Genomic DNA, 14,771 nt, shown 5'->3' on the forward strand with positions numbered 1-14,771 from the left:
GTTATTTTACCTTATTGGCGCAGTTTTAGTCTATAAAGCCAATAATTCCTTTGCTTTTGCTGGTTTAAAGGGCGCACCTCCCGAAGCCTTGGCTTTAATCTTCATGGGATTATTAGTCAAAGGGGGAATCTTTGTCTCGGGATTATGGCTACCGATGACACACTCGGAATCGGAAACCTCCGTCTCGGCGCTGATGTCGGGGGTGGTGGTAAAAGCTGGCATTTTTCCCCTCCTGCGCTGTGCTTTAATCCTAGAGGATTTAGATGTCCTAATTCGGCTTTTCGGGGTGCTAACGGCGATTTTTGGCGTGTCATACGCAGTGTTTGAAAAGGATAGCAAGCGGATGTTAGCCTTCCATACTATTTCCCAGTTAGGTTTTATTTTAGCTGCCCCGGTAGTCAGTGGGTTTTATACCCTTACCCACGGTTTAGTTAAATCTTGCCTATTTCTGTTAGCGGGAGTTTTACCCAGTCGCAATTTTAAAGAATTACAGCAACAATCGATCCCTAATTCCCTCTGGATTGCCCTAGTGGTTGCTAGTTTTTCTATCTCTGGATTCCCCCTATTATCCGGTTTTGGGGCGAAAGCGTTAACGATGAAAAATTTAGTCCCCTGGCAAGAAATTATGATCAATCTTGTGGCGGTGGGGACGGCGATTTCCTTTGCTAAATTTATCTTTTTACCCCACGCAGGTGGCGAAAGTAAACAGAAGCTAACTATCGGTTTCTGGACAGCAATAATTCTGCTCCTTGCCGCCCTATTTTTATCCAATGCCGTTTATGTTGAAGCTTATAATCTGCCCAATATTATCAAAGCTTTAGCTGTCATTGGTGCCGGGTGGTGGTTATATCTGGGAGTTTTCAAAAAGTTATCCCTAAAATTATCGCGAGCCTGGGAACAATTTGATAATCTCATTGGTATGATGAGTATAATGTTAGTTCTATTATTTTGGATGGTTTTAGCATGATCGGACATATAATTCTGCGTTTAACTATGTGGTTTTTACTCACCGCTAATTTTACCCCCGCTAATATTATGATCGGGGTGGCTATTGCTTTTGTTTTACCCCGTAATTTCGCCTCTAGCGAAACTTTAGGCGATTGGTTAAAGGTAATAATTAAAGTCTTTCTGGCTATTCCCCAAGCTTATAAGGAAGCGTTTGAAATTATCTTTCGTCCCCACAAGGAAGAAGAAATTATTTTAGAGAGAATTTCGGGTAAACGTTCACCCAGATTGGCTTTTTGGGATATATTTCTCATTACCTTTACCCCGAAAACTATCGTCACCGAATACAAGGAAAATGAGGGTTATGAAGTTCATGTAATTAAACGGAGTTCCCAGGGATGAATATTGTTCTCATTGCCATGATTGTCGCCCTATTAATTCCCCTTTATGAAGTGGCAAGAAATGATGACATCTGGCAAAAAATGGCCGCCTTTGCCAGTGCTTCCAGTAAATCATCGATTATTATTCTAGTGGTGTCAGTTCTGCGGGATGATTGGATGATTGGAGTGGTAGCAGTGATTATTCTCAGTGTCGGTAATGCCGGCTTTATGTTATTAGCACAAATTCTTAAACGATTGAACGAATCATGATTGACATTTTCAGTTATATCTGCATCGCTATCGGAGTGTTTTTCTGGTTTTGGGGAACGGCGCATCTTTTAGACAAGCGCTCGGTATTATATAAATTACATGGTCTATCTGTCGCTGATACCTTGGGTTCTATGGCGATTATTTTCGGGCTACTTTTGAAAGTTCCCCAAAATTGGCCTTTATTATTATTGGCAATAATTTCCCTAGCAATTTGGAACACCATGTTAGGCTACGTTTTAGCTTATACTTCTAGCGATCGAGAGTAGAATTAAAGATGAATGAAAGTTATCTCTATGTTATTGTTGCCCTCTTGCCTTTAACTGCGGCGATGGTGATGTTACAATCTAATCCCTACCAAGCTTTAGTAATTCGCGGGGTTTTAGGGGCAATAGCCGCTTTAGTTTATGCTTTATTAGGGGCGGCAGATGTATCTTTAACCGAAGCTTTGATGGGAACCATGTTAGCCGTAACTCTCTACGCGGTGGCGATTCGTTCCTCTTTAGTGATGCGTTTAGGAGTAATTGCCGAGGAAACCGATACAGTTTTAGAACAGTTAAAAACTCAACTACAAACGGTTTTAAGTAAGCGTTTTATGCGTTTAGAATTAGTTGCCTACAGTGATAAACAAGCTTTGCAACAGGCACTTAGGGATAAAGATGTTCATGCCGTCTGTATCCGTCAAGACAATCCAGAAACCATCCCCTACGAAACCACAATTAGATTACCCTATCTCTACGATATTTTTAAAAATGAATTAACGGCAGCAAACACGATTTTAACCTGTATTGAAACCCCCAAATTAGAGGAGAAACACTAATGAAATGGATTTACACTCTAGCCGCCATTGCCTTCGCTGTCAAAATGGTAATTATTCCCAATACTGCTTCCTCTATATCATCCTTAGAAATTGTTGAATCCCTAGTGCGCGACGGCGGTGTTCCTAATGCGGTTTCGGTGGTTATTTTTCGTAATCGTCTTTACGATACCATCTATGAAGTGATTGTTTTTACCATTGCCATTATGGGGGCGAATTTTCTTCTAGCCACCGAAAAACCCGCCAGTAAAATCCATCAATTTACCGACCAACCTTCAATTATTTTAGCCCGTTTGGGGGCAACAATTGCCGCTTTAGTGGGCATTGAATTAGCTATCCGCGGACATTTAAGTCCGGGGGGAGGTTTTGCCGCCGGAGTCGCCGGAGGTACGGCAATTGGTTTAATAGCCATTACCTCGTCTCCCGAATGGATGCAAGCAATTTATCGCCGTTGGCAAGCGGCAACATGGGAGAAAATTTCCGTCTTAGTTTTTATTGTTTTAGCCGCCATTACTCTCTCAGGATTTGAGTTACCCCACGGGGAATTAGGAGCGCTATTTAGTGGCGGTATTTTACCGATACTAAATATTTTAGTCGCCGTTAAAGTAGCTTTAGGTTCCTGGGCAGTAATCCTCGTTTTTATCCGCTATCGCGGTTTATTGTGAGAGGTTAATATCTATATTTATAGCTTTAGGTCAAAACTGGGGATTAACCGATGAGCATAACATGACTTGATGGTTGAAAAAATGCTATAGTAATTTTGTTGCCCTCCTCAAGAATCAATAGGCATCTAATGATTCTGCTAAAAGAACTCCCGAGGTAAAAATTATGGTTAACGTTATTCGCGGTTCTTCAGCTAAACCTGTATCTTCTCAAAGATTAGCTAAATATTTTGAGGAAAGAACAGATATAGAGGGAACATTGTATATCGGCTATCCTATTATTGGAACTCCCCAAGGAGGATATCAAATTGATGCTCTATTAGTCTCTCGTCAGCAAGGGGTTATTATTTTTAATATTGATGAGGGAAAAAATTATGATTTGGATATTGAAGGCACTCAAGACGAGAGCATAACCAAGTTAGAAGCAAAACTGCTGTCTTATAAAGAGCTTGTTCAAAAAAGAAAGCTAATAGTTAACATTTCTGTAGCCACCTATGCACCAATTTGGAATAATTATCCAGAAGCAATTAACCGAGAGGAATATCCTGTTCTTATTCAAAAGGAAGATCTTGATGATTTTATCAATAAATGTCAAGGCAATGCTCCTGAATATTTTGAGAAAGTCAACTCAGTCATACAAGCTGTTACAACCATTAGAAAAAAAGACGCTCGCAGTTATGTTGTTAAACCAGATTCTAGGGGAGCAAAGTTAAAAAAATTAGAAGATTCTATCGCTAATCTTGATGAAACTCAAAATAAGGCTGTTTTAGAAACCACTAAAGGTGTACAAAGAATCAGAGGTTTAGCAGGTTCGGGAAAAACAATTGTCTTAGCGCTGAAAGTAGCTTATCTTCATGCAACTCATCCCGATTGGAATATTGCTGTTACCTTCTATACACGCTCGTTAAAGGATCAATACAAAGATTTAATTACTCGGTTTAGTTATGAGCATAAAAATTCCGAACCAGACTGGGAAAAAGTAAAAATTATTCATGCGTGGGGAAGTCCTAAGATAGAAGGAATTTATTATGAGCTATGTAAACGACATAATATTGAATATTTAGATTTTAGTCAAGCAGACAACCTAACATATTCGCATGAAGAACCTTTTGACTTTGCCTGTCAAAAAGCCTTGCGAGAGATTAAAAATTTTCATCAATATTATGATGTTATTTTAATTGATGAAGCTCAAGATTTTCCTCAAGACTTCTTAAGACTCTGCTATGAAATCTTGAAAGATGATAAACGTTTAGTTTATGCCTATGATGAGTTGCAAAGCTTAAATAGTAAAGTCATGGATTCTCCCGAAGTTATTTTTGGAAATGATAACCATGGTAATCCTAGAGTTAAATTGGAGAATTTACCCAGCGAACCCCAACAAGATGTAGTTTTAAATACTTGTTACAGAAATTCTCGTCCTATTCTTTCCTCTGCTCATGCTCTAGGTTTTGGAGTTTATTATCCACAGGGACTAATTCAAATGTTTGATAATCGTCAATTATGGCAAGATATTGGTTATGAGGTTGAAGAAGGAGAATTAAAATCAGGAGAATTTGTTAAACTGATTAGAACCCCCAAAACAAGTCCTAAATTCCTTGAAGAACACTCTTCTATCGATGATATTATCAACTTTAAATCTTTCGATAACAACCAGGAGCAATTTGAATGGCTAGTGGAACAAATTGCAAAGAATCTCAACGAAGATGAATTAAGATGCCAAGATATTATGGTTATCCATCCAATACCTAAAAATGCTCGCAACGTTTTTGGAAAAGCTAGAGAAATGTTATTTACAAAAAATATTAATTCTCATTTAGCAGGCAGCACATCTTCTCCCGATGAGTTTTTTCAAGAAAACTCGATTGCTTTTACACAGATTTATCGTGCAAAAGGCAATGAAGCGGCAATGGTTTATTTCATTAACGCTCAAGAAGGTTTCTCTGGTTCACCATCAGAAATTGCTAGTAAACGCAATATTTTATTTACAGCGATGACTAGAAGTAAAGCTTGGTTAAGAGTTATTGGTTATGGAGCAAATATGCAAGCTTTAGAGAGGGAATTTCAGGAAATTAAATCGAGAAATTTTGCTCTTGAGTTTACCTATCCAACCCCCGAAGAACTTCAACAAATGAAGAAGGTTTATCGAGATACTCTTAATACCAAGAGAGATAAAAATGACAGGGAAAAGCAAGCAATATTAGCTAAGGCTAAACGGGGTGAAATACGATTTTCAGCAGATGAAATAAAAATACTAGAAGAATCGTCTAGAAATGCTTAATGTTCAGAATATCTTTAAAGATGTTAAAAATTTAACGGCTAAATTGATAGAAGTAGGATTATCAAGTCAGCAGAACTTTCCGACTTTGAATAAATTGAGTCAAAATATTTCTGAGATTAGCTATGCCAATAGTTCCGACTTATCCATTGCCCTAAAAAATGTTGCCTATCAAGATATTTATGATGAGCTTGATCGCGGTAAGAATTATAATATTAAAATGATTGATGGAGCCTTGATTCAATTACTTTATCGCTTCCAAAGCTCTCAACTACTATCCCACAGATTAGCTTTCTTCCCCTCCCCTTATTTAGAATCTTTTCAAAATCAACCAGAACTATATGAAGAAGACGAGATATTTGCCGATATTATCGCCAAAAATATTGTAGCTGTACCGATTAGATTTGATTACGATCCTGATAATTTTCAAGAGATTCATCACCCCAGATGTCATCTCACCCTAGGACAATTCAAAAACTGCCGAATTCCAGTGTCCTCCCCTTTAACACCCAGTATATTTATTGCTTTTATCCTTCGTAACTTTTACAATACAGCCTATCATCTATATTCCGAGCAGATCAATTTTAACAATCAGCGATTTCCAGAAACCATAACCGAACCAGAAAAAAATATACTACATTTTGCTATTAAATCTCCCTCTCTATAGTCCCTATCGGATTTACCCTCATACAGTTCAGCAAAACCTCGAAATTTTTTCTTAAAAAAGCTTGACAAAATCCCTCAACTTGCCTTATACTTTCTAGTATGATGGGAATCCGTGCCTGCCTGCGAACAGCTATTTTTTAAAAGAATTAAAGGAGTCAGGGAAAATAAAGGCTCTCCCAGCTTTGGTGGGTAAAATGTATTCTAAGATACATTTCTCAAGAGCGAGGGGGTGGAACGAACCACAAAGACACAAAGGACACAAAGGTCGATCGATCCTATGTCAATTAAACTTATCACACAGAACCTAGAAGAGCCAAATAAAGACTCCTTCGTTGAAGACAGTTTATTTGTGGAATTGGTGGAGTAGATCGCGAAATTCCGGAAAACTAATCTGATTATCGCGACTTGTATCGGCCTGTTGTAACATAGCTTCGATTTCCTTGTCTGTCACCCCCGGTTCGATCGCCTGAAGACAAGCTTTTAACTCCTCAAGGCTAATTTGTCCAGAGCTATCACTATCGAATAGCTGGAATCTTTCCAATAAAATCCTCTCCTGTTGCTCACGATCGCTGTCACTACTAAAAGATAGACGATCGAAGACCTGAAAAGCGCGGGCGATATTTTGCCATAATTGGACGGTGGAGAATCGTTTCTTCCTCCTGACCGGTAACTCTGTACTGGCGACGCAAAGACTCGACAGTTTCCGTTTCCGCGGCCGGCAATTCCGTCAATAAATGCTCGATCGCCTCCCTGGAACTCTTACCGGTTAACACTTCCAGCAATTCCGATCCCACCTTGCGATCGGGGTCTTTTTTCCAAGTCACCAAGAGACTTTCCAACAAAGCATCGCGATAACTCTGCAAACGTAACCAATCCTCGCGACTATACTGCTTTTCCGGATCGAGAAGTTCGGCCGATTCCACACCCAACTCCGTTAGAATTGCTTGATGTTCTGCCTCGGTAATCGTCAACTCTAGGCGCATTTGTTGGAGGATTTCGAGGCTGTGGCCGAAGTCAGTATATCCCTCCTCCAAAGCCTCTTTTAACACGGCTTTATAGGCTTTTAAACGCTTCTGGTGGGTGAAATCCGGCAGTATCTTGGCCAATACATACACCTCATCCGCGTGCAAAGCTTCCAGCGATCGCCCATCGAGATATTTAGCCGTATCGAGACCCAGTTTACCCAACTGTTTACGCAATCTTCCCGCTAGTCCTTCTCGTTGGTAACGGCCCGGATCCCTTGTCCAGGTGCGACATAACCATAAACTACTCAAAACCGCCAGTAAAATACTAGCCAAATAATGCCAAAATTTTGGCAAAAGATTAATAAAAGGACGACCACCGAAAATAAAGAAGAAATTGAAAATCAGAAAAGTTCCGACAGTAAAGACTCGATGACGGATAATTTCCGTAGTTAAAGGCGACTTTTTACGGATTCTATAGACTTTATAGGCATTTTCAACTTTTTTACCGAGAAAGTAACCCAAAAAAGTGCAGATTGCCAAAGTTAAGGGGACAGCTACCAACTTCGGAATCGCAATTGCCTGACCGGCAAGATAAAAACCCGGTTTAAGGAGGGATTCTAGTTGATTTTCGTCGTGCGCCCAAGCTCCGGAGAAATAATAGTCCCAATTGCCAGCATAAAGGTAATAATAGATAAAATAGCCAAAAACTAAGCCAAAATAACCGTAATAAAGCCATTGGCGATCGCTGTTATTAATCTCATCCCAATAGGACCTTTCCGCATCGATATCGATACAGGGACTTTGACAGGCAACACAAGCACTTTGTTCGCTACCATCTTCTCGGACAATACGACACATGGATTGAGTAATCCCACTGCGACTGTCTTCGTGAGCGGTACTATTTAGTAAACCCCTCGGTTCACCGTAAATCCTTTGAACTGGACTCATGGGACAGAAATAGTTACACCAAGATTTGCCCCCATACCAGTAACCCACAAAGATCGCCGCTAGAATAGTCAAGATTAAAAAGCTACCCAAGACTAAGCGATCGGAATCATAAAAGAGAATCCGTCCGCATAAACCCAAAAATAACAGACTGAATTGTAGATAGAGATAATTCCGAGCTAACCAAGAGTTTTTCGGCACTTTATAGATTTCAGAGCGGACTTTTCCCGATTTATCGGTCTGTTTTTTCTGACGCTGTTTACCCAAAGCGCGTGGTATTTGAGAAAGAAAGGATAAAGGACAGATCCGCCGCCAGAGTTCGTGACCGAATACTAATAAGATAAAAATGCCACTAGGAACCACTATTCCCCAAAAAATCGGCGCACCTAACTGATAGGAGGATTGGGGTAGGCAAACCCCCTGCACTTTAATGCAGACATCGGGATCAACTCTCAGGGGACTAGCAAGATTATTAGAATCGGTTAATTTTGCCGAAATCGGGTCAAAAAACAGAGAAAATATCAGAATTAACCAAGCGATGGTCACAACCCATCGCAGATAGTGCATTGAGCGTTCGGGAATTTGTGCAAACATATACATATATCTGAGTCAAGTCGTTTTGCTAAATTAATATCCAAGTTTCCAATCGATCATTCGGGAATTTTTGTAAACATCCCAGTGGGTGAAAATGCAGTGGACTAATAACACCAGGCAACAAAGTCAGGCCCCCTCGCGTCCATGATGGTACTAGCACGAGTTTCTATCTCGTCAGCAATGGGACTAATCTTACTTTTTCTACCCCCGAGGAAATTCCCCTTCCAGCAGCAGAATGCGGCCTTGACAAAGTAACATTGATCCGGTAGATGTATGGGGATTGTCTTAAAATATTATCTACGCTGCTACTATCACTAAACTAGAAAATTAAAGAGCGCATTGGCTTAATCCTTCTCAAAAGTTAAAATTCTATGGCTGAAAGCTTGAACCATAAATCCGAAAAACCTTCTCCCCCTCCCGTACCCCAAGAAAACCCTTGGCTAGAAGCAGTTAAAACCATTGTCACGGCTGGAATTTTGGCCTTTGGCATCCGCACTTTTGTGGCTGAGGCCCGTTATATTCCCTCTTCTTCCATGGAACCCACTCTCCAGATTAATGATCGCCTAATTATCGAGAAAGTTAGCTATCATTTTCACAAGCCAGAACGGGGTGATATAGTGGTTTTTAGTCCGACAGCCGCTCTCAAAGCTCAAAATTTTCAGGATGCTTTTATTAAACGGGTGATTGGACTGCCGGGGGATAAGGTGCAAGTCAAAAACGGTTTAGTTTACGTCAACGGTAAAGTTTTAGCGGAAAAGTATATCGCCGAAGAACCTAATTATACTTACGGACCGGTGACAGTTCCCCCCGATCAATATCTGGTTTTGGGCGATAATCGCAATAATAGTTATGATTCCCACGCTTGGGGCTTCGTTCCCCGGGAAAACTTAATCGGTCGCGCTGTGGTGCGTTTTTGGCCCTTCAATCGTCTGGGAGGACTTGACAACCCCGACGCTGCCACAAATCAGAATTAATGTCAAGAAAATAAATATAAAAATTCCCCCTAAAACTAGGGGGATTGGGCCATCTATTTAAACATATTACTCACGGAATTGTCCTCATGGATGCGCCATATTGCCTCACCCAGAATCGGGGCAACCGGCAAGACTTTCAGTTGCGGGAAAAAATGTTCTTGCGGCACGGGAATCGTGTTAGTAACGATCACCTCCTCGACTATGCCACTGGATAAACGCTCGATCGCAGGACCAGAAAAAACCGGATGGGTGGCACAAGCATAAACCTGTCGCGCCCCCTTGGCTTTCAGTAACTGCGCCCCTTGAGCGATCGTACCAGCCGTATCGATCATATCATCGACTAAAACCGCCGTTTTATCCTTAACATCGCCGATCAAGTTCATCACTTCCGCCACATTATGGGTTTGCCGGCGTTTATCAATAATTGCTAGGGGAGCATCACTGAGTTTTTTGGCAAAAGCCCGCGCCCTGGCCACCCCACCCACATCGGGAGAGACGACGACGATATCGGGTAATTGTTTACTGAGAAGATAGTCCACCACCACCGGGGAACCGTAAACGTGATCGAAGGGAATATCGAAATAACCTTGAATTTGGGACGAATGCAAATCCATGGCCAACACGCGACTTGCCCCCGCTTCCGTGATCAGATTAGCCACCAGTTTAGCGGCGATCGATTCCCGGCCGGCGGTTTTGCGATCAGCGCGAGCATAACCATAATAGGGAATTACGGCGGTAATTTGTCGGGCAGAAGCACGACGACAGGCATCAATCATGATTAACAATTCCATCAAATGATCGTTGACGGGATTGCAACAGGGTTGAATTAAATAGACATCGCAGCCCCGGATCGATTCCTGAATCTGGATGTACAATTCACCATCGGCGAAACGTTTACGAATCATCGGACCCACATCCATGCCCAGATAACGGGCTACCTCTTGGGCAAGAGAGACATTAGCGGATCCCGAAAAGAGACGAAGACGATTGCTGTCCGACGCGGCGGGAAACATCGGATGTCGCATCAAAGTAGCAGAATAGCTCACAGCAGATTCTTTACCCTCAAACTCAAGGCACTTTTTTCTATCATCTCAGTTTTGTTGAAAATCTGAGTGGATTTCTTTGTTAGATCTCAATCATAACCAATTACCGATCATCTTCGAGCCATTGCTGCCCCTTTTAGCAGCAACGGCCATGGCAAAATTGCCGCCAGATTTTGTCAAAACCGATTAACGTTTGGCTAACTTTTTCACCGGTAATTTACGCAGACGGATCGATTTCGGGGTAATTTCCACCAACTCATCTGGTCCGATGTATTCCAGGGCGCGTTCGAGACTCATATCCACGGGGGATTGTAACTGAACCAATTCATCCCCGGTGGCGGAACGATGGTTAGTTAACTGTTTAGTTTTGCAGATATTGATCTCCACGTCTTGGGGCCGGTTGCTTTCGCCGATAATCATGTTTTTATACACTTTTGTCCCAGGAGTAATAAAGAATACCCCCCGGTCCTCGGCGTTTTTGAGGGCGTAGAAAGTGGCCACTCCCTCCTCAAAGGCAGTAATCACGCCATTATAACGGGTGGCTAATTCCCCGGAGAAAGGACGATATTCCAGAAAACTATGGTTCATAATCCCCTCACCGCGACTCAGACGGATAAATTCCCCCCGGAAACCGATTAAACCTCGGGACGGAATCACGAATTCCAATTGAGTACGGCCATTGCTGCCCGTCTGCATATCCTGCATTTCCCCTTTCCGTTGGCCGAGACGTTCGATACTGGAACCCACCGCTTCTTCGGGTACATCTAAAACGAGGTATTCGTAGGGTTCGCAGGGTTGACCGTTAATTTCCCGATAGATAACCTGCGGCTGCGACACTTGGAATTCGTAGCCTTCCCGACGCATGGTTTCGATGAGAATGCCTAAATGCAGTTCTCCCCGGCCCGAAACCAGGAATTTCTCGGCGGAATCACTTTCTTCCACCCGTAGGGCGACGTTAGTTTCTAATTCTCGCATCAGACGATCGCGAATTTGCCGCGAGGTGACAAAAGTGCCTTCCTGACCGGCGAAGGGAGAATCGTTCACCGAGAAGGTCATTTGTAGGGTCGGTTCATCGACTTTAATTAGGGGTAAAGCTTGCGGGTCATCGGCTAAAGTTACCGTTTCCCCGATGTTAGCGTCAGCAAAACCAGCCACAGCAACGATATTACCAGCACTGGCCTCGTTTAGTTCCACCCGTTTAAGGCCCTCAAAACCAAGAAGTTTTGTTATTTTCCCCTTGACAATTGCGCCCGTATCCTTTACTAAAGCGGCCTGTTGACCGGCTTTAATTACGCCGTTATGGATGCGGCCGATAACGATGCGTCCTAAGTATTCCGAGTAATCGAGGGTGGTTACTTGCAGCTGTAGGGGTTTGTTAACGTCCCCGGCCGGTGGTGGAACGTGGTGTAAAATCGCCTCAAACAGGGGCTGCATATCTTTGTCTTCGTCTTCGAGGCTTTCTTTGGCGAATCCTTGCATCCCGGAAGCGAACAGAGTAGTAAAATCACATTGGTCGTCATCGGCGCCCAGTTCCACAAACAGATCGAAAACTTTGTCCACGGCTAGGTTAGGATCGACATTAGGGCGATCGATTTTATTAACCACGACAATCGGTCTTAATCCCTTTTCTAGGGCTTTTTTCAGCACAAAACGGGTTTGGGGCATCGGCCCCTCGTTGGCATCGACAATCAGGATACAACCGTCCACCATACCTAACACCCGTTCCACTTCGCCACCAAAGTCGGCGTGACCGGGAGTATCGACGATGTTAATCAGGGTGTCTTTGTAACGAACGGCGGTGTTTTTGGCCAGAATGGTGATACCGCGTTCTCTTTCGAGGTCATTGGAATCCATGACGCAGGTGGGTACATCTTCCCCTTCTCGAAAGATTCCCGACTGTTTGAGGAGTGCATCGACGAGGGTGGTTTTCCCGTGGTCAACGTGAGCAATGATAGCAACGTTACGGATAGGCAGAGACATAAAATATTGAAGTAGTCTTAGGTTTATTTTTACAAGTAAACATTTCTTAATAATTCTAGCTTAGACTGACCAGCACCGTTAGCAAATCTTTATTTTTCCTTGGTTTCCCATCAGCAAGCTCTACTGCTTACTGTTGACAGACACAGCAACAGGCCCCCCAAATACTAGGCAAGCAGCCCCCCCTCGCAAGAGTCGAGACGATAGAAAAGACGACTGGAGGCGGGGGGTAGGGGTAAATTGAAGCTAGAGTGAAAATCCTCTTGAACTTTATAGGTTAACCGGGGGGAAACTTGGCGAACAATTTGCGTCAACAGTTTATCACCGGTTTTTTGGAGAATTGAACGGGGAATCTTATAAATAAACTTGGGAAACTTAACCATAACATCCATATGCAGTTCCCAGGTGACTTGGGTGATAACCGCCGGAATATCCCGTCCCTGTTGCCGAAAAATTGCCTCAATTTCCTGACTAGGAGAAGATAGCGGCATTTCCTCTAGTTTCATAATTGCCTGATAATCCACTAGATAGCCCGAAAACGGTTGATCGGGAATGGGGACACTGCGAGTATGATAGACTCCATTGACGGGAAGTTCCAGAACCACAGCGATTTTCGGCTCCAGTTCATAGCCAAAAGCTCCATATTTACCGATGGTGATAATATAACCATTGTCACCGAAGGGCAGCGTTTTCATCGGTTCGGCACAACGACAAAACCAACCTTCGTGCGCGCCCAGATAATCGGCAACCTTGTCCTGATTGCTATACATATCCATAGATCCGGCAAAATGGGTTTGAAAACCGAGAAATTGATTGTCTTCTTTGACTTCTACAGATTTGCGAGCTAGGGAGTTAATGGGGGGACACTGCATGACTTATAAACCTGGAAAATGATACTGTTAGAAAAAGTTGGCGATTAACCGCCAAAGGATCAGGGAAATTTGTAGAATTGAGATTAGTGTAACGTATTGTTAAAAGCTATTTGGTCAAGAAGCGATGAAAGCATTTGTAGCAGGAGCCACAGGGGAAACGGGACGGCGAATCGTTGCCCAATTAGTCGAACGTCAGATTCCCGTGCGCGCTTTGGTGAGAAACCGCGAGAAAGCGGCGGAAATTTTGCCAGCAGGGGTGGAAATCGTCGTCGGAGATGTCCAACAGGCCGATAAGTTAGAGGCACTAATCGCTGATTGTAGCGTTTTGCTATGCGCCACGGGAGCCAGACCGAGCTTTAATCCCACGGAACCTTTGTTAGTGGACTACTTGGGAACTAAAAATCTCATCGATGCCGCCAAAAAGAAAGGAATCGAGCATTTTGTTCTGGTTACTTCCCTCTGTGTATCTAACTTTTTCCATCCCCTCAATCTCTTTTGGTTAATTTTATTCTGGAAAAAACAAGCGGAAGCCTATTTAATCAATAGTGGACTAACCTACACGATTGTGCGCCCCGGCGGCCTTAAAAACGAGGATAATCTTAATGCCATTAAAATGTCATCCGCTGATACCCTTTCTGAGGGCAATATTCCCCGCACGAAAGTGGCCTCGGTTTGCGTAGAATCCCTATTTTATCCCGCCGCTAACAATAAAATTCTCGAAATTGTTGCCCCCTCAGACGCTCCCAATCTCGATTGGTCACAGTTGTTTCAAAGTGTCACCTAAACAGTAATCAGTGAACAGTAATCAGTAAACAGTGATCAGTAATCAGTAAACAGTGAACTGATAACTCAAATCTGGAAACTAAAAACTTATATCTGTTAACGGATAAATGATAACTGATAATGGCGATAGTTCAATCACTAAAATAAACAAAGATAATCTCTTCTTCAGGGTCGATTAACCAACCCACTTGAGTGCCGTGATCTAGACAATAAAGGATATTTTTAACAACTTTAGTCTGATTTTGATCGGGAGAGAGAATTTCAATCAGCCAGTCATACTCAATCCGTTGAGTATAGGCTACATATCAGGAAAGGATAATGCCAGGTTTTGAGAGTCCCAATCCGATTTTCGCAGCATGAACATCGGATTCTAACAGGTCAAAAGCCTTATTTTAAAAGGGTTTTACCATTATTCAGCCAACCCTACTTAGCTTGAAATTCTCTTCTCATTGGTTGATATTCAAGAGGGAGCATCCCACTTTTGCAATAAGAAATTGTACTTAGATGCGAAATGCTTAGATGGCAAGCCTTTTCGGGAGTTCATAGATTTTTAACGGTTCTCTAAATTGTGTGATTCAAACCAGAATCGTTACTACAAAAGCCTTC

The 14,771-nt window shown here is 42.5% G+C and carries 13 protein-coding genes and 2 pseudogenes; 10 read left to right on the forward strand and 5 right to left on the reverse strand.

What is annotated here, in order from left to right; genetic code table 11:
• The 8 genes from ACE1AQ_RS21100 to ACE1AQ_RS21135 all read left to right on the forward strand — a co-directional run.
• On the forward strand, nucleotides 1–967 hold a 967-nt coding region (locus ACE1AQ_RS21100), incomplete at its 5' end, for a cation:proton antiporter (RefSeq protein ID WP_374809164.1).
• Nucleotides 964–1,347, forward strand: coding sequence for a Na+/H+ antiporter subunit E (locus tag ACE1AQ_RS21105; RefSeq protein WP_106908065.1), 384 nt, complete (start codon nucleotides 964–966; stop codon nucleotides 1,345–1,347). The genes ACE1AQ_RS21100 and ACE1AQ_RS21105, both read left to right, overlap by 4 nt.
• Nucleotides 1,344–1,595, forward strand: a complete 252-nt coding sequence (locus ACE1AQ_RS21110; RefSeq protein ID WP_002771873.1) for a hypothetical protein — start codon at nucleotides 1,344–1,346, stop codon at nucleotides 1,593–1,595. The genes ACE1AQ_RS21105 and ACE1AQ_RS21110 overlap by 4 nt, the downstream gene beginning before the upstream one ends.
• Nucleotides 1,592–1,861, forward strand: coding sequence for a monovalent cation/H(+) antiporter subunit G (locus ACE1AQ_RS21115; RefSeq protein WP_002752066.1), 270 nt, complete (start codon nucleotides 1,592–1,594; stop codon nucleotides 1,859–1,861). Before ACE1AQ_RS21110 ends, ACE1AQ_RS21115 begins: the two co-directional genes overlap by 4 nt.
• Nucleotides 1,862–1,869: 8 nt before the next feature.
• The gene (locus tag ACE1AQ_RS21120; protein ID WP_008201860.1) at nucleotides 1,870–2,412 is read left to right on the forward strand and encodes a DUF4040 domain-containing protein; all 543 of its coding nucleotides are present in this window, start codon (nucleotides 1,870–1,872) and stop codon (nucleotides 2,410–2,412) included.
• Nucleotides 2,412–3,074, forward strand: coding sequence for a Na(+)/H(+) antiporter subunit B (locus ACE1AQ_RS21125; protein WP_008201880.1), 663 nt, complete (start codon nucleotides 2,412–2,414; stop codon nucleotides 3,072–3,074). Before ACE1AQ_RS21120 ends, ACE1AQ_RS21125 begins: the two co-directional genes overlap by 1 nt.
• A 163-nt stretch (nucleotides 3,075–3,237) precedes the next feature.
• The gene (locus ACE1AQ_RS21130) at nucleotides 3,238–5,349 is read left to right on the forward strand and encodes a DEAD/DEAH box helicase (protein WP_110545265.1); all 2,112 of its coding nucleotides are present in this window, start codon (nucleotides 3,238–3,240) and stop codon (nucleotides 5,347–5,349) included.
• A complete protein-coding gene (locus ACE1AQ_RS21135; protein ID WP_110545266.1) occupies nucleotides 5,342–6,013 on the forward strand; it encodes a DUF2290 domain-containing protein in 672 nt (223 codons plus the stop codon). The genes ACE1AQ_RS21130 and ACE1AQ_RS21135 overlap by 8 nt, the downstream gene beginning before the upstream one ends.
• 342 nt (nucleotides 6,014–6,355) lie before the next feature.
• Here the strand turns inward: ACE1AQ_RS21135 and ACE1AQ_RS21140 are convergent.
• Nucleotides 6,356–8,516, reverse strand: a pseudogene (locus tag ACE1AQ_RS21140) (EF-hand domain-containing protein).
• A 371-nt stretch (nucleotides 8,517–8,887) separates the two neighbouring features.
• Here ACE1AQ_RS21140 and lepB point away from each other — a divergent pair.
• Complete coding sequence (gene lepB, locus ACE1AQ_RS21145; protein ID WP_106908064.1) at nucleotides 8,888–9,490, forward strand: signal peptidase I; 603 nt, start codon at nucleotides 8,888–8,890, stop codon at nucleotides 9,488–9,490.
• A 53-nt stretch (nucleotides 9,491–9,543) separates the two neighbouring features.
• Here the strand turns inward: lepB and ACE1AQ_RS21150 are convergent, their stop codons facing one another.
• From ACE1AQ_RS21150 to ACE1AQ_RS21160, 3 genes are all read right to left on the reverse strand, one after another.
• A complete protein-coding gene (locus ACE1AQ_RS21150) occupies nucleotides 9,544–10,515 on the reverse strand; it encodes a ribose-phosphate pyrophosphokinase (protein ID WP_172456653.1) in 972 nt (323 codons plus the stop codon).
• A gap of 204 nt (nucleotides 10,516–10,719) precedes the next feature.
• Complete coding sequence (gene typA / locus ACE1AQ_RS21155) at nucleotides 10,720–12,513, reverse strand: translational GTPase TypA (protein ID WP_008201888.1); 1,794 nt, start codon at nucleotides 12,511–12,513, stop codon at nucleotides 10,720–10,722.
• A 164-nt stretch (nucleotides 12,514–12,677) separates the two neighbouring features.
• Entirely contained in the window at nucleotides 12,678–13,382 is a 705-nt protein-coding gene (locus ACE1AQ_RS21160) for a DUF1997 domain-containing protein (RefSeq protein ID WP_110545267.1), read from the reverse strand.
• A gap of 124 nt (nucleotides 13,383–13,506) precedes the next feature.
• On the opposite strand from ACE1AQ_RS21160, the gene ACE1AQ_RS21165 reads away from it, so the two are divergent.
• Nucleotides 13,507–14,166 carry an SDR family oxidoreductase gene (locus ACE1AQ_RS21165; RefSeq protein ID WP_008201892.1) on the forward strand — a complete coding sequence of 220 codons (660 nt, stop codon included), beginning with the start codon at nucleotides 13,507–13,509 and terminating at the stop codon, nucleotides 14,164–14,166.
• 7 nt (nucleotides 14,167–14,173) lie between these two features.
• Here the strand turns inward: ACE1AQ_RS21165 and ACE1AQ_RS21170 are convergent.
• Nucleotides 14,174–14,440 (reverse strand): annotated as a pseudogene (locus tag ACE1AQ_RS21170) (Uma2 family endonuclease); the annotation flags it as partial.
• Between the last annotated feature and the right edge of the window lie 331 nt (nucleotides 14,441–14,771).

The organism is Microcystis sp. BLCC-F209, assembly GCF_041928595.1.
Classification (GTDB): Bacteria; Cyanobacteriota; Cyanobacteriia; order Cyanobacteriales; family Microcystaceae; genus Microcystis.

What these genes read in the sequence shown, in the direction of transcription:
- ACE1AQ_RS21105 (WP_106908065.1), top strand. Translation starts at nt 964, where the DNA reads ATGATCGGACATATAATTCTGCGTTTAACTATGTGGTTTTTACTCACC.
- ACE1AQ_RS21110 (WP_002771873.1), top strand. Translation starts at nt 1,344, where the DNA reads ATGAATATTGTTCTCATTGCCATGATTGTCGCCCTATTAATTCCCCTT.
- ACE1AQ_RS21115 (WP_002752066.1), top strand. Translation starts at nt 1,592, where the DNA reads ATGATTGACATTTTCAGTTATATCTGCATCGCTATCGGAGTGTTTTTC.
- ACE1AQ_RS21120 (WP_008201860.1), top strand. Translation starts at nt 1,870, where the DNA reads ATGAATGAAAGTTATCTCTATGTTATTGTTGCCCTCTTGCCTTTAACT.
- ACE1AQ_RS21125 (WP_008201880.1), top strand. Translation starts at nt 2,412, where the DNA reads ATGAAATGGATTTACACTCTAGCCGCCATTGCCTTCGCTGTCAAAATG.
- ACE1AQ_RS21130 (WP_110545265.1), top strand. Translation starts at nt 3,238, where the DNA reads ATGGTTAACGTTATTCGCGGTTCTTCAGCTAAACCTGTATCTTCTCAA.
- ACE1AQ_RS21135 (WP_110545266.1), top strand. Translation starts at nt 5,342, where the DNA reads ATGCTTAATGTTCAGAATATCTTTAAAGATGTTAAAAATTTAACGGCT.
- lepB (WP_106908064.1), top strand. Translation starts at nt 8,888, where the DNA reads ATGGCTGAAAGCTTGAACCATAAATCCGAAAAACCTTCTCCCCCTCCC.
- ACE1AQ_RS21150 (WP_172456653.1), bottom strand. Translation starts at nt 10,515, where the DNA reads ATGCGACATCCGATGTTTCCCGCCGCGTCGGACAGCAATCGTCTTCGT.
- typA (WP_008201888.1), bottom strand. Translation starts at nt 12,513, where the DNA reads ATGTCTCTGCCTATCCGTAACGTTGCTATCATTGCTCACGTTGACCAC.
- ACE1AQ_RS21160 (WP_110545267.1), bottom strand. Translation starts at nt 13,382, where the DNA reads ATGCAGTGTCCCCCCATTAACTCCCTAGCTCGCAAATCTGTAGAAGTC.
- ACE1AQ_RS21165 (WP_008201892.1), top strand. Translation starts at nt 13,507, where the DNA reads ATGAAAGCATTTGTAGCAGGAGCCACAGGGGAAACGGGACGGCGAATC.